This is a genomic window from Halopseudomonas sp. SMJS2, assembly GCF_029866945.1.
In the GTDB taxonomy this organism is placed as follows: Bacteria; Pseudomonadota; Gammaproteobacteria; order Pseudomonadales; family Pseudomonadaceae; genus Halopseudomonas; species Halopseudomonas bauzanensis.
Genome location: NZ_CP123445.1, coordinates 980,513 through 1,001,723, shown reverse-complemented (window position 1 = coordinate 1,001,723; position 21,211 = coordinate 980,513). Strand labels below are relative to the sequence as shown.

Sequence of the window (21,211 nt, the reverse complement as noted above, 5' to 3'; positions counted from 1 at the left end):
TCGGAGCGCGAGCCAGAACACAATGAAATTCTGCTGAATGCCATTGACATCCCGGCTTACTATTGTCCCGCAACATATCATCCGGTATGGCCTATTTTTTTACCCAGATAATAGCCGCCGGCATGATCTGCCATCTTTACTCATCAATTTCCTAACGGGTGATAGTGCGTTCTTCCGGGGTGGGGATACTGCCAAACGTGGCTGGCTGGTGGTTTTCAAGCAAGACGACTGGCGCCTCCCATTGCTCCACTCAGTGCGCATTAATGCCCCTGAAAGCACAAGCATAGGCGTCTACCGACAGCATTCCGTTGCATGCACTATTGCTGGAGCCGTTCCATTCACACATCCAGCTCCGCTCTGAGGATAAAGAGGTCTCACACTGCACAACTGCTGACCACTATCAAAAGCGCTGAGCGGTGACCACGCCCCTCGAAAGTGACTCACAAGTCACCCAGATATTCAGCGTTCGGCGTCTTGCAATGCATCTGAAATGCTGTTTGTATTAGGCGTTCCAGAGCTTATTGCATCCGGTTTGACGCTCTCTGGTGAATAAAAAAAGAAAAAGAAATGATCATAATCGTTAATTCAAAAGTGAACAGCGCAAGTATTCAGGGCTCGTTGGGCAAACCTGAATACAGCTATTACTTTCTTCTCAAACAATTCATGCCCGCCCTCGAGCAGGTTGCTCGGGTTATTTCTGTCGAATCAAGCGACGAGGTAGATCCGCTTTACCTGCAACTTTCCAAAACAGGCGAAGGCATTATTTTCCTCAGTGTCAGCCCGCCGCAGCAGACTCCGGTGGATCTGCAATGTCCGACCGTATGCCTGTTTGCCTGGGAGTTTCATGATGCACCGGATCAGCCATGGGGTAACGAACCGCGCAATGATTGGCGACACGCCCTGCAACGACTGGCTGGCGCGATAGCTTGCAGCCAGGAGTCCGCGCAAGCCATTCGCAACCTGATGGGCGAAGCCTACCCGGTCATAGCGGTGCCGGCTCCGGTCTGGGCTCACTTCGGCAGTATATTGCCCGCGGATGGCTGGCGACCGTGCTCCGACTCAAGGAGTTTCGAGTTCTCCGGCTACGTGATAGACAGCGCCGGCCTGGGCCTTTCGGCCAATGGGCTGGTACAGCATCTACCCCGCCCACCCCGCCACCCGTACACCAGCAAATCTGCAGTCAAGAAATCCGGCGCGCTGAGGCTCAGTTTGAATTTGCTACGCGCTTGGCTGGCTGCTTTGCTTCGAAGCTGGATCCCGCGTACTGAACCGCAACGTCAAGGAAAGCAACCTCCACCCAATCAGGCTGGTAAACAGCCAGTGGAGAATTGCCGCGTTGAACTGTCAGGTACCGTATTCTGCAGCATGCTCAGCCCCAGTGATGGTCGCAAGAATTGGGTAGATATCGTCACGGCCTTCTGCTGGGCCTTCCGCGACAACCCCAACGCTACTTTACTCCTAAAAATGACTCATCATGATCTGGAGTTCTACCGCATCCCCCTGCTGACCCTATTATCCCGCCTGGCTCCATTCCAATGTCGGGTATTGACGCTGCACGGCTTTCTGGATGACCAACAATATCGTGAGTTGATCAGCATCACCGACTTCTACGTCAATGCGTCTACCGGCGAAGGCCTGTGCTTGCCCTTGATGGAATTTCTCTCCAGTGGCAAACCAGCCCTCGCCCCTCGCCACACCGCGATGCTCGACTATCTGGACGACGAAATAGCACGTGTCGTATTGAGTTCCGAGGAATTGGCCTGCTGGTCTCATGACCCGGCCGGGACACTGCGTACCCGCCGTCACCGTCTCGACTGGGAATCGCTGATGCAAGGCTTTCGCGACTGCTACCAACTGACACTGGACGACCCGAACGGCTACCAGCGCATGTCCGTAAATGCCTGGCAACGCATGCGCGACTTCGCCGACACCTCCGTCGTCGCAACGCAACTGCAGCATTTTTTGACTCCCTTGTTGGCGACGCAGCTCAGTCGAGGTGAGAGATGAAGATTCTGGTGTATTCAGCAATGAATGCCGAAACCGTGGTGCAGAATTTTGGAGAACCAGAATACAGCTACTATTTCGTACTACGCGAATTCATGCCTTTGTTGCAGCAACTAGGGGAAGTGCAGGTAGTCGAAGCTCCTGCCACTGAAGTCGACCCTCTCTACCGGGAGGCCACAGAAAGCGGACAAGCCTGCGTATTTCTGAGTTTCTCTCCGCCTCATCTGACCTGCCTGGATCTCGCCTGCCCTACTATCCCCGTGTTTGCCTGGGAATTTAGTAGCATGCCGGACGAGACCTGGTGGGAGGATCGCCTGGAACTGGACTGGCGCCAGTCCCTGCAACACTGCGCCGGTGCCATAGTTCATTCACAACAAAGCGCCGATGCGGTACGTGAGCTAATGGGTGATAATTTTCCAGTAGTGGCTATTCCTGCCCCACTCTGGGACCGCATGGGCCCGGCCCGTGAACATTTGCGAGATGCCAACGATCCCGGTTCGGAGGTTATCGAGGTTGCGCGCGGCGCGCTATTTGATACCAATGACCCAGATCTTATTCACTGGTTGCCGACTGAACAGGACATCATCCGTGCCGTGGCCGAAGCCCGCGGCGAGATTCCAATTGATCATAATCAGGGTTTCCGCCGCGCCCCCAAAAGCGCCGCGCGAATCACTCTTGAGTACCTGGTGGCATGGTATCAACAGGTACTGTCGTGTCGCGTGCCTGATACATGGCGCCCCAGGCTGGATCGCTGGGCGGTCCAGAGCGACCCATGGCAACCTGGCCGACGCCGGTTACAACTGAGTGGCGTGGTCTTCACCAGCTTGTTCAACCCCCTTGATGGTCGCAAGAACTGGACCGATATGCTCACCGCCTTCTGCACCGAGTTCCGTGACGAGCCTGAAGCCACTCTGGTTTTCAAACTTGGTCATCGACGCCAGGAAGAAGCCATCCAACATATTCTGATGGTGTTGCCCAAGCTGGGCAGGTTTCGCTGCCGTGTCGTACTGGTGAGTGGCTTTCTGGAAAATGATGCCTATCTCGATCTGCTGAATGGCAGCCACTTCGCAGTTAACACCTCTCATGGCGAAGGACAATGCTTACCCCTGATGGAATACCTCTCCTGCGGCAAGCCAGCAGTAGCCCCTCAGCATTCCGCGCTGGCTGATTACATCAATGAGGATATTGCCTTCGTGGTCGAGAGCTCAGCTGACGCAACTGCCTGGCCACATGACCCGCGGATCGCCTATCGCACTTTGCGCCAGCAGATCAACTGGTCGTCACTCTGTAAATCCTTCAGAGCCGCCTATGAATGCTATCGCGAAGATCCTGAGCGTTACCAAAGGATGTCCGGAGCTGCGGTCAAACGCATGCAGCAACACTGTTCAATAGTTATAGCCAAGGCTCGCCTGGAACCCCTGTTACAACAACTGCTGGAGAGAACCCCTGCATGATTCCTACCTGGATGCGCGTCCCCAGCCTCGAAGAGTGGCAACGCAAGGCAAATGATCCTGAGTTCCATGATGCACGTAACGTTGGGCTTACCGACGCGGTCCGGGCTGGCTGGTACCAGAACGATACCGGTGAGCTATTTCGCAACTTCCAGATATGTGCGGAGGATGTGGTTGTGGATGTGGGTTGCGGGGCTGGTGGGGCCAGCCTGTTCTGCGCACGCTCTGGCGCGCAGGTAGTGTATTGCGACCTTGATCCAGGCAATATCGAGAGTCTGAATGAGCGTATCCAGCACACGCCCGCACGCGAACCCCGTGGCATAGTCACCGACTGTAATCCTCTACCGCTGCCTGAAGGCTTCGCATCGCGGGTGATCGCGATGGAAATGCTCGAACATGTGGACGACCCGGAAACGGTTCTGCGAGAACTCGCACGCATCGGCAAGCCCGGCGCCCTCTACCTGATTTCTGTTCCGGATGCGACGGCCGAGCGACTCCAACTCCCGATTGCACCTCCAGAATATTTCAAGAAACCTAATCACATCCATATTTTCGAGCCGGATGAACTCGCCGGAAAAATCACTGACGCGGGGCTGGAGATTGTCGAACGTTCCAGTTATGGGTTCTTCTGGAACCTCTGGATGTCGATGTACTGGGTTCTGGACAAGGCGGCCCAGAATGACCCTGAAGCTATCAGCCATGACTGTACCAAGCCACCCTATTTCCCCCTGCTTGATAGCTGGACCGCAATCTGGGCACGCCTGATAAGCCTTCCTGAAGCCGAGCCGCTGCGCAAGGCGTTGGATGAAGCCCTACCCAAGAGTCAGATCTTCATAGCCCGCAAACCCCTCGGTTAAGCAGCCCCATGAGCAACGGGCGCATTCTCGATATTGAAGTCCTCCGCGGGCTCGCTGTCATCGGTGTGGTAATTCATCACGCCCGAGACAATCTATTTACCTGGAGCTCATCAGGGCTTGAGCGGCTGGCAGTATATTTCGGCGGATGGGTTGGGGTGGATCTGTTCTTTGTCATTTCGGGATTCGTCATAGCCCGCACGCTACTGCCACAACTCCAGGCCAGAGGTAATGATCAGTCGGCCGTACGGATAACCCTGGCCTTCTGGATAAGGCGCGCCTGGCGCCTCCTGCCTTCCGCCTGGCTGTGGTTGCTGATAATGCTGCTGGGCGCAGTTGTATTTCGCGACACCGGCACCTTTGGCGATCTTCGCGCGAACCTTGAAGCCACCGTTGCGGGTTTCCTAAATGTTGCGAACCTGCGCTTTCTCGACACTTTTATGCAAAGTGAGTACGGGGCAAGCTTCGTTTATTGGAGCCTGTCACTGGAAGAGCAGTTCTACTTCCTGCTGCCGCTGGTAGTCCTGCTGTCGCGCCGCTGGTTGGTACCGGTATTGATACTGATAGTGCTCTATCAACTACTCCAGGAGCGAACCCTGGCCATGATGGTATTTCGCTGCGACGGTATGCTACTGGGGGTACTGCTGGCTATCTGGAGCCGACACCCCAGCTATCAGTTAGCCAAGCCAGAAATTCTGCAGACGCTTCCGCTCAAGGGAACCATTCCCTTATTGTTTCTGCTGGGATGTCTGGCCTTGCTTGGCTCCGATGAATTGCGTGTAACCACTCATCGAGTCAGCGTAATTACCCTGCTCTGTGTTCTGCTGGTATGGATCGCATCGTATAACGAAAATTTGTTGATGCCAGCACCACTACATGGAGTGTTTACCTGGCTGGGCGCCCGCTCCTTTGCCATCTACCTGATCCATATTCCGGCGTTCTTCCTGACCCGTGAAATCTGGAGTCGCATGAATCCCGGCAACGTGGCCAACTCCGACGATTTCCTTCTCTACCTGCTAACCGCTGGAGGGTTGATCATAGTCTGCAGCGAGCTCAACCATCGCTGGGTAGAACAACCTTTACGGCGCAAGGGTCGCGCCATAGCCCAACGCATGATGAACGAAACCACCTCCCCAGGCCGTGCGCCGCAACCTCAAAGCCATGCAGGAACCAGACATGATTACCCGCTTGAAGCGCATATTTTCGGTAAATCAGAGATCAGCCCTACAGCAGACGGTGCGGGCCGCTCAGACCAGCCTATCGGCTGAGCAGCCAGTCGTAGCAGCGGCCAGCGAAGATGTTGCGGCTATCAATGATGTCACCCTGCATGACGCGAACCTCAGCGGCTGGTTTCTAGAAAACGGGGAGCTGTTTACTGACTTTCAAATCCAGCCAGAAGACCACGTGCTTGATGTCGGCTGTGGCGATGGAGGGCTCATTGGCTTCTGCGCCGGACGCGGGGCTGAAGTCACTTTCGTCGATATCGACGAGCAGAAGGTAAAGGATACTGAGAGCCGGCTACAAGGCTCTGCGGCTAGGGGCATTCATGGTCTGGTCAGCGATGCCAACCCGCTCCCTCTGCCCGATAACCATGTCAACAAAGTAATCTGCACCGAGGTACTCGAACATGTGGACGACCCCGTTAATATTCTCGCTGAACTGGTTCGCGTCGGTAAGCCTGGGGCACTTTATCTACTCAGCGTTCCAGATATTGCGAGCGAAACGGTGCAGCAAACGGTGGCACCACCACTCTACTTCGAAAAGCCCCACCATATTCGCATTCTCTCCCGGGAAGACTTCCCCAGGTTAGTCAGCGACGCCGGACTTATTATTGAGAAACAGACCTGCTATGGCTTCTTCTGGTCAATGTTCTGGGCCTTCTTTTGGACTTGTGACCAGGATCTATCTGACCCTTGGCATCCCCTGCTTCAGCAATGGGGACGCACCTGGGAAACCCTGCTATCAATGCGAGATGGACCACGTATCAAGCAAGCTCTTGACCAAGCATTGCCCAAGAGCCAGGTCATTATTGCGCGTAAACCCGAGCGCTGCCCACCGGAACCACCCAGCGAGTCATGACGTGAATAAATGATGTTAAATTCGCTTAAAATCTTAAAAAAAGCGAAAAATCTCAAACTTGGCAATTGGCTTGACAGTGCATTCAAACAAACGTTTAATCCTTATTCATACAGTGAATAAGGATTAAACAAGAAAACCTGACCGTCTCAATCCGATACATCTGAAACCCATATAGCACCACTCCAAGAATAAAGGGCTACGGGAATGCTTGCAGAGATATCACACCGGAGGGACCAATGCGTCCGCAGGGCTTGGCGGGTAAGGGCACGTTGCCTAGCCGACAGGGGGCCACGTGTCTAAGTTACTTGTCACGGGTCAAAGCGGCTTCGTTGGTCGGCACCTGCTGGCTCATTTGGCAAATCATCGATCCGAATGGCAGCTGGTAGCGGCGCCTTCTCATGATCTACTCGATACCAACTCGCTCGACGCCTGGGTGTCGGCGACCCGTCCTGATGCTGTCATCCATTTGGCCGGGCAAACTTTCGTTCCTGAGGCTTTCCGTAATCCGGCCCGCACTCTGCAGATCAACCTGCGCGGTACTCTGAATCTACTTCAGGCCCTCAAGCGCAATGATTTCCAGGGCACCTTTCTGTATGTGAGTTCCGGGGACGTCTACGGACAGGTCACCGCAGAGCAATTACCCATCGACGAAACCCTGCTGCCTAAGCCTCGCAACCCTTACGCTGTGAGCAAACTGGCGGCGGAAAATCTTTGTCTGCAGTGGTCATTCAGCGAGCCAGATTGGCGCATTGTGATCGCCCGCCCATTCAATCATATCGGCCCGGGCCAAGCAGCCGATTTCCTGGTTCCCGATATGGCCCGCCAGTTGATACGTATTCGTAAAGGATTGCAGCTTCCACGACTGCAGGTCGGCGACGTGGATGTGAGTCGGGATTTTCTTGATGTACGTGACGTTGTACGCGCCTATTTTCACCTGCTGGAAAAAGGCCAGTCAGGTGAGATCTATAACGTCTGCTCAGGAGTAGAACGCGACATCCGCGAACTGATAATGCAGATGGCCAGTCTGGCGGAAGTAGAAATCACTCTGGAACAGCATCCAGATCGTCTACGCAGGGCAGAACAGCGGCGCGTAGCGGGTTCTGGCGAGAAGTTACGCGCGCAAACGAACTGGCAACCCATCATAACAACCACAACAACTCTGCACGATGTGCTCAGCGACTGGGACGAGAGGATTCATAATAACAATGAATAAGCATGCACTTATTACCGGTGTGACTGGCCAAGATGGCGCTTACCTGGCAAAGCTACTGCTCGACAAAGGTTACAACGTATATGGCTTGGTCGCACGGCGCAGCTCGGATACCAGTTGGCGCCTGCGTGAGCTAGGCATAGCCAGCGACATTGAGTTCCTAGAAGGTGATCTGGCCGATGCCTGCTCGATACAACGCGCGGTCATCAAGTCTCGCCCCACCGAAATATATAACCTGGGCGCGCAGAGCTTTGTCGGTAGCTCATGGGACCAACCCGTCACTACCGGGATTGTGGACGGGCTGGGCGTAACTCATGTACTCGAAGCCATCCGTCAGTTCTCCCCCGAGACCCGTTTTTATCAGGCGTCAACGAGTGAAATGTTCGGCCTCATTCAAGCGGAGCGGCAGGACGAATCCACGCCTTTCTACCCACGGAGTCCTTATGGTGTCGCCAAGCTCTATGGCCACTGGATCACCGTCAACTATCGGGAAAGTTTCAATCTGCATGCCTCCAGCGGGATTCTGTTCAACCATGAATCCCCTCTGCGCGGAATCGAGTTTGTCACCCGCAAAGTCACCGATGCCGTAGCCCGAATCAAGCTGGGCAAACAGAAGGAACTACGCCTCGGCAATATTGACGCCAAGCGTGACTGGGGCTTCGCCGGAGACTATGTGGAAGCCATGTGGCTGATGCTGCAACAGCACCAGCCGGATGACTATGTCGTAGCCACCGGGCAGACCGCCACCGTACGTGACATGTGCTCATTGGCATTTGAGCGGGTTGGCTTGAATTATCAGGATCATGTGGTCATTGATCCGCGTTTTTTCCGCCCCGCGGAGGTAGATGTACTGCTGGGTAATCCTTCCAAGGCAAAACGTCAGCTCGGCTGGTCCGCACGTACCAGTCTCGCCGACCTCATTGCCATGATGGTTGAAGCTGACCTGCGCCGGGTCAGCAAGGAGTAGACAGCATGTCGATAATACCCGTCATTCTTTCCGGAGGCGCTGGCACCCGTCTCTGGCCGGTATCGCGAGAGGGGCATCCAAAACCCTTCATGCGATTGCCCGACGGCCAGACCCTGTTAGCTAAAACCTACCGTCGCGCTGCAGCCCTGGTACCCGGCGGCGGTACCATAATGACCGTTACCAATCGCGAACATTATTTTGCCAGCAAGGATCAATTGGCAGAGGCCGGGATTGGTCGTCAGTACCAAGCCCACTATCTTCTCGAACCGGAAGGACGCAACACCGCCGCCGCGGTAGCCCATGCGGCGCTTGCCTTGGCAGCTTGTCACGGTGAGGATGCCGTATTGATAGTGATGGCAGCCGACCACCTGATTGAGAACGACACCGCTTTCTGCCGCACCCTGGAGCATGCCGTACGGCTGGCACATGAAGATTTCTTGGTGACCTGCGGTATACCTCCGACTCGAGCAGAGACCGGCTTCGGCTACGTTCAAAGTGGTGAGTCTCTGGATGACCAAGGCGGCTGCCGGGTACTGCGTTTCGTGGAAAAGCCCGATGAGGTGACCGCCCGGGAATATCTGCAGCACGGCGGCTTCCTGTGGAATGCCGGCATTTTCTGTTTCAGGATCAGCACTCTGCTGGATGAGCTGCGACAGCATGCTCCCGAAATTCTGGCTGCGGCAGACCACTGTCTGAGCTTGAGTCCGGTTCACGACAGCGCGGGCGTATTGTTACAGGAGTTACAAACAGACAGCTTCAGTCAGCTGCCAGATATTTCGATAGATTATGCATTGATGGAACGCTCCGACAGGGTGGCCATGGTGCCTGCAGGCTTCGACTGGAGCGATATTGGCTCGTGGACGGCACTCGCCGATCTGATCCCCGCCGACCAGCACAATAATCGGGTGGAGGGTGACACGCTGATGGAGGATACGCGCAATACCTTTATTCTCAGTGAGAAACGGTTGGTGGCCACGGTAGGCGTAGAGAACCTGATTATCGTTGATACCTGTGATGCTGTATTGATAGCCAATGCCAATCGGGCACAAGATATCGGGCGGATCGCCAAGCGTCTCAAACATGACAAGCATCCCGCTTATCAGCTACATCGTACGGTAGACCGTCCTTGGGGTACCTATACGGTTCTCGAAGAAGGACCGCGCTTCAAAATCAAACGTATCCTCGTCAAACCCGGTGCAGCATTGTCGCTGCAAATGCATCATCATCGCAGTGAACATTGGATCGTTGTTCAGGGGATGGCCGAGATTCTCAATGGTTCGGACACGCCACGCCTGATCAACATCAACGAATCCACCTTCATCCCTGCCGGACATCGACACCGTTTGAGCAACCCAGGCCTGGTCGATCTGGTTATCATCGAGGTACAGAGCGGTGAATACCTTGGCGAAGATGACATAGTCCGATTGGATGACCAGTATGGCAGGGCGTGCTGATGCATACCGCCCTGCTCCATTCCCTCTGGCATTATCGCGGTTTCGTATTGGGTAGCGTCCAGCGGGAGTTCCAGACCCGTTATCGCAACTCACTGTTAGGTGCCCTATGGACCATCATCAATCCACTGGCGATGATTATTGTCTATACGGTGATCTTTTCCCGCCTGATGCAAGCACGCCTGCCTGGTGTGGACAATGATCTGGCCTATGGCATCTACTTATGTGCTGGCCTACTCACCTGGGGCTTGTTCGCCGAGATAATCGGACGCAGTCAATCCGTGTTCCTTGAACATGCCACCCTGCTGAAAAAGCTCAGCTTTCCGCGCATCTGCCTGCCTCTGGTGGTCGTGCTGAATGCGTTACTCAACTTCGCCATCATCTTCTGCTTGTTTCTGGGCTTCTTGCTGGTCACCGGCAACTTTCCCGGCTGGGTGGTCATCGCCATATTGCCGGTCCTGCTGATCCAGATCGTGTTTGCCGTAGGCCTGGGTATTATCCTCGGTGTACTCAACGTATTCTTCCGCGACGTTGGCCAGATGACGGGCATCGTGCTGCAGTTCTGGTTCTGGTTCACACCCATCATCTATCCACCCAGCATCCTGCCTGAGAGCGCAGCTGCTTTGCTGAAATGGAACCCCATGGTCCCTCTGATCCAGTCCTATCAGGGTATCTTCGTGCAGGGCGCATGGCCGCAATGGAGCGCACTCTGGCCAATGACCTTGATATCGGTGCTGCTGTGCCTGTTCGCACTATCGCTGTTCCGCAAACGATCTGGTGAAATGGTGGATGAACTCTGATGGGAAATATTCAGGTTACCGGCTTGGGCAAGGCCTACCGACAATATCCCACCCGCTGGGCACGTCTGGCGGAGTGGGTACTACCCTGGGCTAAACCGCGACACCAGTTACATTGGGTGCTCAGGGACGTCAGCTTTCAGGTCAAGCCCGGCGAGGCTGTCGGGATCGTCGGTATCAATGGTGCCGGCAAAAGCACGCTATTGAAGATGATCACCGGCACTACCCAACCCACCGCAGGTCATATTCAGCTTGAGGGTCAGGTTGCGGCACTACTGGAACTGGGCATGGGTTTTCATCCCGAGTTCAGCGGGCGCCAGAACGTATTCATGGCTGGTCAGTTGTTAGGCATGAGCATCGAGGATCTCAACAGTTTGATGCCGGCGATCGAAGCCTTTGCCGAGATCGGTGAATACATGGATCAGCCGGTGCGCACCTACTCCAGTGGTATGCAAATGCGCTTGGCGTTCAGCGTAGCCACCGCCCGCCGACCGGATATCCTGATCGTCGACGAAGCGCTCTCCGTCGGCGACGCTTACTTCCAGCATAAGAGCTTCGACCGCATCCGCGAGTTTCGTAAAGCGGGCACCACGTTGCTGATCGTGTCCCATGATCGGCAGGCCATTCAAAGCATTTGTGATCGCGCTCTGCTGCTGGATCATGGGCGTCTGGCATTGGAAGGAGCACCAGAGGAAGTCATGGACTTTTTTAGCGCCATGATTGCCGAAAGAGAACAAAGTACCATCCGTCAGGAACGCCTCGCCGACAATCGCATACGTACCATCTCCGGTACCGGGGAGGCTAGCGTGGCCGAGGTCGTGCTGCTGAATCGGGATGGCAAAGCTATCGAGATTATCGAAACAGGAGTGCCGGTTACCTTACGGGTCACTGTAGATATCAATCGTGACATTGAGCGTCTGGTGCTGGGCTTCATGATCAAGGATCGAATGGGGCAGGCCATCTATGGCATCAATACTCACCGCATCCATCGCCCACTAAAGAATCTCAAAGCTGGCGAGCGCGCGGTTTTCAGCTACAGCTTTGATGCCAATATTGGCAAGGGTAACTACTCCGTAGCCCTGAGCCTGTCGCGCCTGGATTCACATCTCGACATGAACTATGAATGGCAGGATCTCGCGCTGATTTTCCATGTTATCAACACCAGAAAACCGGACTTTGTCGGCTGCGCATCGCTGGACGCCAAGCTGGAGATAGAACATCACCCGCATGCAGAAGGAGTAGCAACCGATGCGATTTCTCATTGAGTGCACTTATGTGTATGAGCATCCGCAGGATAATTCCGGCATCCAGCGGGTGGTGCGCAACGTAGTCAACAACCTGGAGCGGTTGGAGATGGCGGTTGAATGCGTACCGGTAATGTTCAAGCACGGTGAAGTGTACCGGGTAGACCGACTCGGCCTCGCTGAGAAACAGAAAATCAGGCCCCGCTTGCAATCCTGGCTGAGCCGGCAGCATGACCGCTTGGGACGACTGGGCCAGCGGGTCAACCTGTACCAGGCCGCACGCGAACGCACCGACTTGTACCGAAACTCACCAATCCTGCGCGGCATGTTGGCACTGGTCTGCAAAGCGGCCCGGATGGCTTTTTTGCTACCTCAGAAATGCCTATCCCATATCTCGCTCAATTACGTCGATACGTCCCGTGTTCAAGAGCTTCAATGTGAAGCGGATGACGTCCTGATTCTGCTCGACTCCTCCTGGCACGCCGATTTTTTCCCTGTGGCCGAGCGGCTTCAATCCGAAGGCGTACGGATCGTATCGGTAATTTACGATCTGATTCCCCTGACCCACCCGCAGTTCTGCGATGAAGGTCTGGTAAGAGTGTTCGAGCACTGGTTCGACTGGGTAGCTCGGACCGCGGACGGATTCATTGCCATTTCCCAAACCATCATCGACCAGGTCCAGCATCAGGTGCAACGCAAGCTTGGCGAGGAGGCCGCCTCACAGCGCTGGTTCGATTATTTCCATCTGGGTAGTGATCTCGACCAGATCAACCCACGCACCGCAATACGTCCAGCCGTAAAGAAGATGCTCGAACAACGCCCCATCTACCTGATGGTCAGCACTATCGAACCACGCAAGAACCACAGCTATCTGCTGGACGCTTTCGAACAGCTCTGGGGGCAAGATCAGAATATTGGTGTTTGCTTTGTGGGCAAAATTGGTTGGAAAACCGAACAGCTTATTGATCGTGTGCGCCAGCATCCGCAGCTGAATACCCATCTGTTCATGTGGAATGATTTGACTGACCGGGAATTGGAATATTGCTATATGAATGCTCGATCCCTGGTCTTTCCTTCCTATGTTGAAGGATTCGGCTTGCCATTGGTCGAAGCCATGCAGCGTGGTCTGCCGGTAATGGCCAGTGACATACCGGTGTTCCGCGAAATTGGCGGTGACACCATAGCGTATTTCGACCTATCCGATCCCGTCACGCTGACCAATCTCGTCCGGCAGTTCGAAAGTAGTGATGTATTTCCAGCACAAGGTGACATGTCCACATGGAAGTGGCTGAGCTGGCAAGATTCCACTCGACAACTGATCACCCGGGTGCATGAGAACACCGAAATATCCAACACTGGAGGTCCTGGTGCGCGTCGCGCTTGATGTCAGCATTCTACATGCACCCCGGACGGGGATCGGCGAATACGCATTGCAACTGGGCCGGGCATTGCAAAAATCCCCGGAATTGGAACTCGCCCTGTTCGACGGTCTACGTTGGCGCGACGACTTTCCCGCAGCCCCACAGCCCGGCTATGGGAAGCTCAGCCAGGCCGTCAAGGCGATCCTGCCCAATGCCTATCGTGTACGCCGACAGCTCATGCAACGCCGTTTCGACAGCGGGGCAAAACGTCTGCGCCCCCAGGTTTATCATCAGCCCAGCCTCTGGCCGCTGCGTTTTGATGGCCCCACGGTGATGACTTTACATGACCTCACTCATGTACATTATCCCGAAACCCAACCCAGTGATCGTCTGCGGGCAATCGAACACTACCTACCGACTGCCTTGCAGCAAGCCAGCCGCATACTGGTTGATTCCCAATTCATCGCCGATGAGGTCACCCATCATTATGGGGTGCCCCAGAGCAAGTTGCAGATAGCACCGCTGGGCGTCGCCCCGCGCTTTCATCCACGAAGCGAGGAGCAATTGCGGATCCGTCTGGCCGCTCATCAGTTGCAGATGCACAGCTACTATTTGTGCCTTGGCACATTGGAGCCCCGCAAGAATCTCGACCTGGTCATTGCCGCCTACCTGGCACTACCCGATAGGATTCGCCACCGTATGCCGCTGTTGATCATTGGCGCAAGAGGCTGGCGGCAGGAACAACTGAAAAAAATTCCGCACAGAGCCCAAGCTCACGGACAAATTCGTCTACTGGGCTACGAAGATGAAAACTGTGTAGCGGAACTGTTAGCCGGCGCTCACGCACTTCTGTTCCCATCCCGCTACGAGGGGTTCGGCCTCCCTGTACTGGAAGCCATGGCCAGCGGTACTCCGGTTATTGCCAGCGATTGCGGGGCCATCCCTGAAGTAGCTGAGAAAGCAGCCCTTTACATGGATCCCGATGATATAGATGGCTGCCGCTCGCAGATGCTGGCTTTACTGAATGACGATTCGCTGCAAGCCACCCTACGCGAACAAGGGCAGCAGCGGGCCCGACAGTTCAGTTGGGAACGCTGTGCTCAGATTACCGTTGATACCTACAGAACAGCAGGTCACTTTTGATGCGTGTATTGCATTTATTCAAGACTTACCACCCCGACTCCATGGGTGGCATTGAGCAAACCATCTTTCAATTGTGCGAAGCCTGTAAGCCCTGGGGTGTGGAAAGCAGCGTGCTGACTCTCAGCAAGCAACCCGCTGCACAACCATTGCGCATCGCCAATCATCAGGTGCATCAGGCCAAGCTGGATCTAAACCTGGCGTCTACCGGTTTATCCCGAGAGGTATTCCAGCGCTTCCGGCAACTGGCACAGGAAGCTGATGTAGTTCATTACCACTTTCCCTGGCCGCTGATGGATCTGCTGCACTTCAATGCGCAACATGGCAAGCCCAGCGTACTCAGCTATCACTCGGACATAGTTCGACCGAGGTTTCTGTTGCAGCTGTATCGTCCCCTGATGCATCGCTTTCTCGAAGCCATGGATCAGATCGTCACTGCCTCCCCCAATTATCTGGCTACGAGCGACGTACTAGCTCGCTATCAGCAGAAGACCCAGGTCATACCCTACGGGCTCGATAAAGGGGGCTACAACAATATCGATCCGGAGCGCCTTGCTCATTGGCAGGCGCAATTCCCCGAAGGGTTCTTCCTGTTTGTTGGCGTCATGCGCTATTACAAGGGTCTCCATATATTGCTGGATGCCTGTAAAGACACCAATTACCCGGTATTGATTGTCGGCGCCGGCCCAATGGAGAAAAAGCTACGCAGCCAGGCCGAGCGACTACAACTACACAATGTCCACTTCGTGGGCCCCTTACCGGATGCTGAGAAAAACGCACTGTTACAGGCATGCCGGGTGCTGGTATTCCCTTCGCATCTGCGCTCGGAAGCCTTTGGCATATCGCTGCTGGAGGGCGCCATGTTCGGCAAGCCGATGATCTCCAGCGAAATTGGAACCGGCACCACCTATATCAATATCCATGGCGAAACCGGTTTGGTGGTTCCTCCAAGCGATGCAGCAGCATTGCAAGTAGCCATGCGGCGCCTCTGGAGTGACCACGCGTTGTCAATCCGGATGGGCCAGGCAGCGGCACAACGCTATCAAAGGCTTTTTACCGCTGAACGTATGGGGCAAAGCTTTAGCACTATTTACCAACGGTTAGTGAGCTCTCCCAAGCCTTCACAGCAAGCACAGCATCAAGCCGAATGCCCGCTCTTCGAAAAGGAGCTTTGAGCTACTCGTAGATAGCTATTTTGCGTTCCGGGGAAACGAGATTCATACCGGCGCCTTGAGTCGCCCACCTACCAGAACGCCCATTCATGAAATGCCTACGCTAGGCGACATCTGGTAAACTCGCCTTTTCGGAACGTCCCGATGTTAGCCGAGGCGTGGATAGTACAATCAAAGGTATACCGCGCCTCCTACGTCACGAGACCGGTGCATGACTTGGCGTTTAGCTTTCCGCCCATTTCAGCAGAAATGCTGACACGCTATCTTACCTTTCATTAGTACGATCCTGGGCTCGGAAATAACAGACCGGCGCAAGATGAAATTCCTTCAAAACAAGCCCGTATAGACCTTGTTACATGAATAATAGAAGTAAAGCACTTTACACCGCCTTGGCTATAAGCAGCCTTGTTTTCGCTTTTTCCTGGCTGCCTATACCACGACTTTTTGACGTCGCATGCATCCTGTTAATTCTGCTATTTGTGCCTGCCACTATGGCCCCAGGCAATCACGAACTGCGAAAGGACCCGCTTATCCTATTGGGCATGTGTTTTTTTCTGTATATCGTTATCTCTATCATCTGGCATAGATTAACTTTGCCCGATAATTTCCCGCCAACCACCAGTGACCGCCGATTCCTCAGGGTGCTCTACTTTATCGCTATCGCCTATGCCATATCGCGTAGCGGCTGGCTGAGAGCCTGGCATCTGCTGGCAGTAGCCTTCAGTGGCCTGGTGATATACCTGGTTATAAGTTTCGATCAAGCCGAGTGGGTTCGGGCCTGGCACGGAGAGCGTGTTGACTTTGGCATTCACAATGCACAGCACACTGGCATTGTTTTCTCCACATGTGCCCTAGCGCTGAGTGTTTTCACTCATCGTTTTTATTTATGGATAAAGCACGTTCCCCGGCTGACTGCTTCACTTTGCGTAGCATTCTGGGTCAGCGCCTGGCTTTTTTCCGTGTGGGGAGTATTTGTTTCCCAGACGCGTGCGGTCTGGCTGGGGCTGTGCGTCACTCTAGTCTTGCTTCCAGCCATCTTGGGGCTGGCCTATCTTCTTCGCGGAAGGCCTCAATTTTCGATGCGCAAACCTCTGCTCGTCAGCATGGTCAGCGTGGCGCTGCTGGTCTTGCTGGCGAGCAGCCTCAACTTACCGACACTGGTCAGCGAGCGGCTCGAATCAGAGAATGTTACCTGGGAGAGCTTGCGGCAGGCTGCCGCCCATGAAGAGCAAGATCTCAGCAGTATCGAAATTCGTGTGGCCAGTTGGGCTGCGGCGACAGGCTGGATTATGGAGAAGCCATTCATGGGTTGGGGTGGGCGTGGGTCCAGACCCTTGATTCGCAACTCTGATCTGTTCAGCGATGCCTTTAAAAAACAGTTCAATCACCTGCACAGCTCCTATTTTCAAACGCTAGTGGAAATAGGCCTGATTGGCGCGATGTTCATCGCCGTGTTGATGATGCTGATTGGTCGCGCGACCATTAACGCCTACCAGCAACGCCGGATGCCGCTGGACGTATTTCTCTTTGCCTGGATATTTTTTGTATTCTGGCTGGTGGTCAGTTTTTTCGAGTCCTACGTCATTTATCCAAGCGGCACCTATCTTGTCGCTATCGTGACGAGCTTTTTCTACTCTTACTGCATCCGGCAAACGACATACCCGGCCTGATCCTTTAGGCCGGGTGGAAACCCCGGCTGTCCACTTTCCACTGTCCCGCTGCAGCTAGAGCATTGATGTATGAAGCCTCGGTTAGCTCAGGGTGCTCATTGAACCTGCGTTTCCAGCCAAGGAAATGAAAGTAGGGGAAGGTCATTCCGAGCATCCTACTATTGGTCAAACAACCTTTTTCCCATTGCCAATAATCAGGAAAATCATGGGTGCCATCAATCCATGACACCCTGCCGTTAGGCGTACTGAACGCCTCCCTGAACTCGGCTGAGCGCCGTAAAGGATTGAACAGACCTACCAGACGGAACAGCGGTTCGGGGAAATTTTTTCTCTTCAAGAACAGGCGGGAGAACCCACCTTCATCCAATGCATAGTGCTGCTGATCCTGGATGCGCTCGCGAAAAGCCGGGATCTGCCAGAACAGATTGCGCATACGTTCATTATTGCGCAGCAAGCATAGATGCCCTGACACGCGGCGCGCATGAGTGGAGAAGAAGTCGTATCTGTGCAGCTTTTCTTCTGTGAAGTAAGACCTCAGATCGCCATAGACTAAGTCCAGATCACCGAACCCCCAAAAGTCGTAAGTCTGCGCTTCCTGTTGGTGGATGAACCCAAGCACCGGTTTCAAATCGCACAGTTTGTAGGGGTGCTTCGGGTGGAATGCCAACCCAAGAAGTTCTGACACCTGGTCACAGTATTCAGTAAATACACAATCGCGATACTGCACGTTGTCAGGCAGGCCCACGGGCTCTCCACAATCACCAATTAACAGCCAGTTGATATCTGCATTGAACTCACAGCTTTTCAGAAAAAGCGGCATCCAGAAAGGCCACATTCCGAAATAAGGTATCAGGATCAATATACTGGGCGGCTTAGCTGATACGACCACTTTTCTGCAACCTCTGGAAAAAAAGCGGACGTACCGCATCATCGATATAGCGTTCGCTCAGGCGCTGCAACATGCGCTGCCTTGTGAGAGATACATCCTCGTCCGTCATGCCGGACAGCTCCAACAGAGCAGCTGCCAGTGCGTGAGTATCCCCCAAGGGAAACAGCGGCCCCAGGCCCGTGACGATCTCCTTGGCGCCACCGCAGTCAGTACTGAGCAAGGGCACCCCAGCCGCCATGGCTTCGAGCAGAACCATACCAAATGGCTCGTGATCCGAAGTCAGCGCAAATACATCAAAGGCTTTGAAGTAACGCCTTCCATCCTTGACTTGGCCAAGAAATACCACCTGCTCCGCTGCTCCCAGCTGTGCTGCCAGCTCCTTGAGCTCGCGCTCCAATCGGCCTCTACCCATGATAGCCAGCACGCTTCCTCGCGGGAGTCCCGGTAGCGCGGCAGCAAAGCCTCGGATCAGCGTTGCCTGATCCTTGTCCGGGTGCAACCTGCCAACGTTACCCACAATCCAGGCGTCATGGGGAAGGCCAAGGCGTTCTCGCGACTGCTGACGGGGTATCTGTTCAGCCTGTACTGCAGCGACATCAATACGGTTGTAGAGCGTTGCAATTCCGGTTTTATCCCAGCCGGGTAAGCAATGGCGGATATCTTCCCGCACGGAGTTGGAAACCCCGAGCAGTAGCAGGCGCGAACGAAAGCGCCGGATGAACAAGCGCCGCATCTGACGCTTGTAAACCCCGAAGGCGTGATGCACGCCAATTACCGGCAGGCGCGTTGCCAGCAGACTGATATAGATCGGCTTGAAACGATGGGCTATACAGAAACGAAAATCTCGCCCATGCACAAGATGGCGTATCCGGCACATAGCATCAAGCTTCAAGCCGCGGATGTCCTTGCTTTTATAGTCGAGGAACAGCACCTCGTCAGAAGCCGAGCCGAGAACAACCTCGTCGCTCGGCGCACCGGTCAGATATACCGTACAAACCTTATACCGCGACCCTACAAAAAGGGCGGAATACTGCCGAGCACAATCCAGAAACGGGCCATCATAACCGTGACAGAACTGCAGTACCCAGGGTTGTGCGTCAGCGCCTATTTCAGGCGATATCATAATCCTCTACCCCCTTCTTCACCACCAACACATCCTCCATGATCAGATACTCCAGATCCGACCCATAGAACATGTTCAGTGCATCCGTCGGCGAACACACCATCGGCTCACCCCGGCGGTTGAGGGAGGTATTCAGTGACACGCCGTTGCCGGTGAGTTTCTCCAGCTCCAGCATCAGGTCATACCAGCGCGGGTTGTGGCGGCGCTCCAGTACCTGGGCGCGGGAGGTGCCGTCTTCGTGGACGACTTCCGGTACGCGCTCGGCCCAGCCGTCCTTGACCTCGAAGGTAAAGGTCATGAAGGGGCTGGGGTGATCGACCTTGAGCATCTGCGGGGCGACGGTGTCGAGCATGGACGGGCAGAAAGGACGCCAGCGCTCGCGGAACTTGATCTGGGCGTTGATGCGATCGGCAACACCCGGCACGCTCGGGCAGCCGATAATGGAGCGTCCACCCAGCGCGCGCGGACCAAACTCCATGCGGCCCTGGAACCAGGCTACCGGGTTGCCTTCTACCATCAACTGGGCGATGTGCTCGGGCACGTTGTCGATCTTCTGCCACTGCGGCTGGCTTGGGTGACGCGCGCAGGCGGCGATAACATCTTCGTTGCTGTAGCTGGGGCCAAGATAGACATGCTCCATCTTCTCCACCGGCACGCCATTCTTCACCGAAACGTAGGCGGCAGCACCCACAGCGGTGCCGGCATCGCTGGCGGCGGGCTGGACGAACAGCTCCTTCACCTCATCCCGGGCGATGATTTTCTGGTTGAGTTTGACGTTCAGCGCGCAACCACCAGCGAAGGCAATCCGACCGGTGTCCTTGATGATGTCGCCCAGATAGTAGTCCATCATCTCCAGAGCTAGCTTCTCGAATAGCGCCTGGATGCTGGCGGCGTAATGGATGTAGGGATCATCGGCTACATCCCCTTCGCGCTTGGGTCCCAGCCATTCGATCAGCTTGGGCGAAAAATAGTAGCCCTTGCCCTTCTCTTTGTAGCGACGGAAGCCGATGACGTTGGCGTAATCGGTGTTGATGGTCAGCTCGCCGTTCTCGAACTTGGCCAGTCGCGAAAAATCGTGTTTGCTGGCGTCCCCGTAGGGTGCCATGCCCATGACCTTGAACTCGCCATCGAGCATATCGAAGCCGAGGTATTCGGTGATCGCGCCATACAGGCCGCCCAGGGAGTCGGGATCGTAGAATTCCTTGATCTTGTGAATCTTGCCGTTTTCGCCGTAGCCGAAGAAGGTGGTGGCGTACTCACCCTTGCCGTCGATACCGAGAATCGCCGTCTTCTCTTTGAAACCGGAGCAGTGATAGGCACTGGAAGCGTGCGCCAGGTGATGCTCAACCGGCTCCAGCTTGACCTTCTTCAGATCGAAGCCCAGTTGCTGCAGGCACCACTGGATGCGTTTCTTGTAGCGGTGAAAGCGGCGGTTGCCCATGAAGATCGCATCCAGCGAACGATCCGGTGCGTACCAATAACGCTTGGCGTAGTGCCAGCGGGCCTTTTCGAAGATGCTGATGGGCGCAAACGGAATAGCAACGATATCCACGTCTTCCGGCTTGATGCCGGCTTGTTCGAGGCAGAACTTTGCGGACTCATAGGGCATGCGGTTCTTCGCATGCTTGTCCCGCACAAAGCGTTCTTCCTCAACCGCAGCAATCAGCTTGCCGTCAATGTACAGCGCAGCTGACGGGTCGTGGCTCAAAGCGCCGGAAAGTCCAAGAATAGTCAATGCCACGGTTTCGCCTCTTAGAAACAAAGGTAAAAATAAACCGTGATTCTACACCGATACGCCT

Annotated in this window: 17 protein-coding genes; 14 read left to right on the top strand and 3 right to left on the bottom strand. The window is 54.8% G+C overall.

Annotated features, from left to right (window positions below; all coding sequences use genetic code 11):
• The first annotated feature begins 567 nt into the window (after positions 1 to 567).
• The 14 genes from QAO71_RS04770 (at position 568) to QAO71_RS04705 (ending at position 17,400) form a co-directional block, all read left to right on the top strand.
• On the top strand, positions 568 to 2,007 hold the full coding sequence (locus QAO71_RS04770) for a glycosyltransferase family 1 protein (protein WP_280165399.1): 1,440 nt from the start codon (positions 568 to 570) through the stop codon (positions 2,005 to 2,007).
• Positions 2,004 to 3,458 carry a glycosyltransferase gene (locus QAO71_RS04765; protein WP_280165398.1) on the top strand — a complete coding sequence of 485 codons (1,455 nt, stop codon included), beginning with the start codon at positions 2,004 to 2,006 and terminating at the stop codon, positions 3,456 to 3,458. The genes QAO71_RS04770 and QAO71_RS04765 overlap by 4 nt, the downstream gene beginning before the upstream one ends.
• The gene (locus tag QAO71_RS04760; protein WP_280165397.1) at positions 3,455 to 4,312 is read left to right on the top strand and encodes a class I SAM-dependent methyltransferase; all 858 of its coding nucleotides are present in this window, start codon (positions 3,455 to 3,457) and stop codon (positions 4,310 to 4,312) included. The genes QAO71_RS04765 and QAO71_RS04760 overlap by 4 nt, the downstream gene beginning before the upstream one ends.
• 8 nt (positions 4,313 to 4,320) lie before the next feature.
• A complete protein-coding gene (locus tag QAO71_RS04755; protein ID WP_136869252.1) occupies positions 4,321 to 5,577 on the top strand; it encodes an acyltransferase in 1,257 nt (418 codons plus the stop codon).
• On the top strand, positions 5,486 to 6,388 hold the full coding sequence (locus QAO71_RS04750) for a class I SAM-dependent methyltransferase (protein WP_280165396.1): 903 nt from the start codon (positions 5,486 to 5,488) through the stop codon (positions 6,386 to 6,388). Before QAO71_RS04755 ends, QAO71_RS04750 begins: the two co-directional genes overlap by 92 nt.
• Before the next feature lie 292 nt (positions 6,389 to 6,680).
• Positions 6,681 to 7,601: an NAD-dependent epimerase/dehydratase family protein gene (locus QAO71_RS04745; protein ID WP_280165395.1), complete on the top strand. Its 921-nt coding sequence runs from the start codon at positions 6,681 to 6,683 to the stop codon at positions 7,599 to 7,601.
• Positions 7,594 to 8,565, top strand: a complete 972-nt coding sequence (gene gmd, locus QAO71_RS04740) for a GDP-mannose 4,6-dehydratase (RefSeq protein WP_036990697.1) — start codon at positions 7,594 to 7,596, stop codon at positions 8,563 to 8,565. The genes QAO71_RS04745 and gmd overlap by 8 nt, the downstream gene beginning before the upstream one ends.
• A gap of 5 nt (positions 8,566 to 8,570) precedes the next feature.
• Positions 8,571 to 10,019 carry a mannose-1-phosphate guanylyltransferase/mannose-6-phosphate isomerase gene (locus tag QAO71_RS04735; protein WP_036990699.1) on the top strand — a complete coding sequence of 483 codons (1,449 nt, stop codon included), beginning with the start codon at positions 8,571 to 8,573 and terminating at the stop codon, positions 10,017 to 10,019.
• The gene (locus QAO71_RS04730; RefSeq protein WP_136869249.1) at positions 10,019 to 10,816 is read left to right on the top strand and encodes an ABC transporter permease; all 798 of its coding nucleotides are present in this window, start codon (positions 10,019 to 10,021) and stop codon (positions 10,814 to 10,816) included. The genes QAO71_RS04735 and QAO71_RS04730 overlap by 1 nt, the downstream gene beginning before the upstream one ends.
• Positions 10,816 to 12,078, top strand: coding sequence for an ABC transporter ATP-binding protein (locus tag QAO71_RS04725; RefSeq protein ID WP_051611033.1), 1,263 nt, complete (start codon positions 10,816 to 10,818; stop codon positions 12,076 to 12,078). Before QAO71_RS04730 ends, QAO71_RS04725 begins: the two co-directional genes overlap by 1 nt.
• Positions 12,062 to 13,441: a glycosyltransferase family 1 protein gene (locus QAO71_RS04720; protein ID WP_280165394.1), complete on the top strand. Its 1,380-nt coding sequence runs from the start codon at positions 12,062 to 12,064 to the stop codon at positions 13,439 to 13,441. Before QAO71_RS04725 ends, QAO71_RS04720 begins: the two co-directional genes overlap by 17 nt.
• Positions 13,425 to 14,561: a glycosyltransferase family 1 protein gene (locus QAO71_RS04715; RefSeq protein ID WP_280165393.1), complete on the top strand. Its 1,137-nt coding sequence runs from the start codon at positions 13,425 to 13,427 to the stop codon at positions 14,559 to 14,561. Before QAO71_RS04720 ends, QAO71_RS04715 begins: the two co-directional genes overlap by 17 nt.
• On the top strand, positions 14,561 to 15,733 hold the full coding sequence (locus QAO71_RS04710) for a glycosyltransferase family 4 protein (protein ID WP_280165392.1): 1,173 nt from the start codon (positions 14,561 to 14,563) through the stop codon (positions 15,731 to 15,733). Before QAO71_RS04715 ends, QAO71_RS04710 begins: the two co-directional genes overlap by 1 nt.
• 590 nt (positions 15,734 to 16,323) lie before the next feature.
• Entirely contained in the window at positions 16,324 to 17,400 is a 1,077-nt protein-coding gene (locus QAO71_RS04705; protein ID WP_280165391.1) for an O-antigen ligase family protein, read from the top strand.
• A 4-nt stretch (positions 17,401 to 17,404) separates the two neighbouring features.
• Here the strand turns inward: QAO71_RS04705 and QAO71_RS04700 are convergent, their stop codons facing one another.
• Genes QAO71_RS04700 through QAO71_RS04690 form a run of 3 tightly spaced genes read right to left on the bottom strand, consistent with a single transcriptional unit; the run spans position 17,405 to position 21,153 of the window.
• Positions 17,405 to 18,328 (bottom strand): DUF6625 family protein, encoded by a 924-nt coding sequence (locus QAO71_RS04700; protein ID WP_280165657.1) that lies wholly within the window; start codon positions 18,326 to 18,328, stop codon positions 17,405 to 17,407.
• A complete protein-coding gene (locus tag QAO71_RS04695) occupies positions 18,273 to 19,412 on the bottom strand; it encodes a glycosyltransferase (protein WP_280165390.1) in 1,140 nt (379 codons plus the stop codon). Before QAO71_RS04695 ends, QAO71_RS04700 begins: the two co-directional genes overlap by 56 nt.
• Positions 19,399 to 21,153, bottom strand: a complete 1,755-nt coding sequence (locus QAO71_RS04690; RefSeq protein WP_280165389.1) for a carbamoyltransferase — start codon at positions 21,151 to 21,153, stop codon at positions 19,399 to 19,401. The genes QAO71_RS04695 and QAO71_RS04690 overlap by 14 nt, the downstream gene beginning before the upstream one ends.
• Positions 21,154 to 21,211: the final 58 nt, after the last annotated feature.

What these genes read in the sequence shown, in the direction of transcription:
- QAO71_RS04735 (WP_036990699.1), top strand. Translation starts at nt 8,571, where the DNA reads ATGTCGATAATACCCGTCATTCTTTCCGGAGGCGCTGGCACCCGTCTC.
- QAO71_RS04730 (WP_136869249.1), top strand. Translation starts at nt 10,019, where the DNA reads ATGCATACCGCCCTGCTCCATTCCCTCTGGCATTATCGCGGTTTCGTA.
- QAO71_RS04700 (WP_280165657.1), bottom strand. Translation starts at nt 18,328, where the DNA reads ATGCGGTACGTCCGCTTTTTTTCCAGAGGTTGCAGAAAAGTGGTCGTA.
- QAO71_RS04720 (WP_280165394.1), top strand. Translation starts at nt 12,062, where the DNA reads ATGCGATTTCTCATTGAGTGCACTTATGTGTATGAGCATCCGCAGGAT.
- QAO71_RS04765 (WP_280165398.1), top strand. Translation starts at nt 2,004, where the DNA reads ATGAAGATTCTGGTGTATTCAGCAATGAATGCCGAAACCGTGGTGCAG.
- QAO71_RS04695 (WP_280165390.1), bottom strand. Translation starts at nt 19,412, where the DNA reads ATGATATCGCCTGAAATAGGCGCTGACGCACAACCCTGGGTACTGCAG.
- QAO71_RS04770 (WP_280165399.1), top strand. Translation starts at nt 568, where the DNA reads ATGATCATAATCGTTAATTCAAAAGTGAACAGCGCAAGTATTCAGGGC.
- QAO71_RS04760 (WP_280165397.1), top strand. Translation starts at nt 3,455, where the DNA reads ATGATTCCTACCTGGATGCGCGTCCCCAGCCTCGAAGAGTGGCAACGC.
- QAO71_RS04725 (WP_051611033.1), top strand. Translation starts at nt 10,816, where the DNA reads ATGGGAAATATTCAGGTTACCGGCTTGGGCAAGGCCTACCGACAATAT.
- QAO71_RS04710 (WP_280165392.1), top strand. Translation starts at nt 14,561, where the DNA reads ATGCGTGTATTGCATTTATTCAAGACTTACCACCCCGACTCCATGGGT.
- QAO71_RS04755 (WP_136869252.1), top strand. Translation starts at nt 4,321, where the DNA reads ATGAGCAACGGGCGCATTCTCGATATTGAAGTCCTCCGCGGGCTCGCT.
- QAO71_RS04750 (WP_280165396.1), top strand. Translation starts at nt 5,486, where the DNA reads ATGATTACCCGCTTGAAGCGCATATTTTCGGTAAATCAGAGATCAGCC.
- gmd (WP_036990697.1), top strand. Translation starts at nt 7,594, where the DNA reads ATGAATAAGCATGCACTTATTACCGGTGTGACTGGCCAAGATGGCGCT.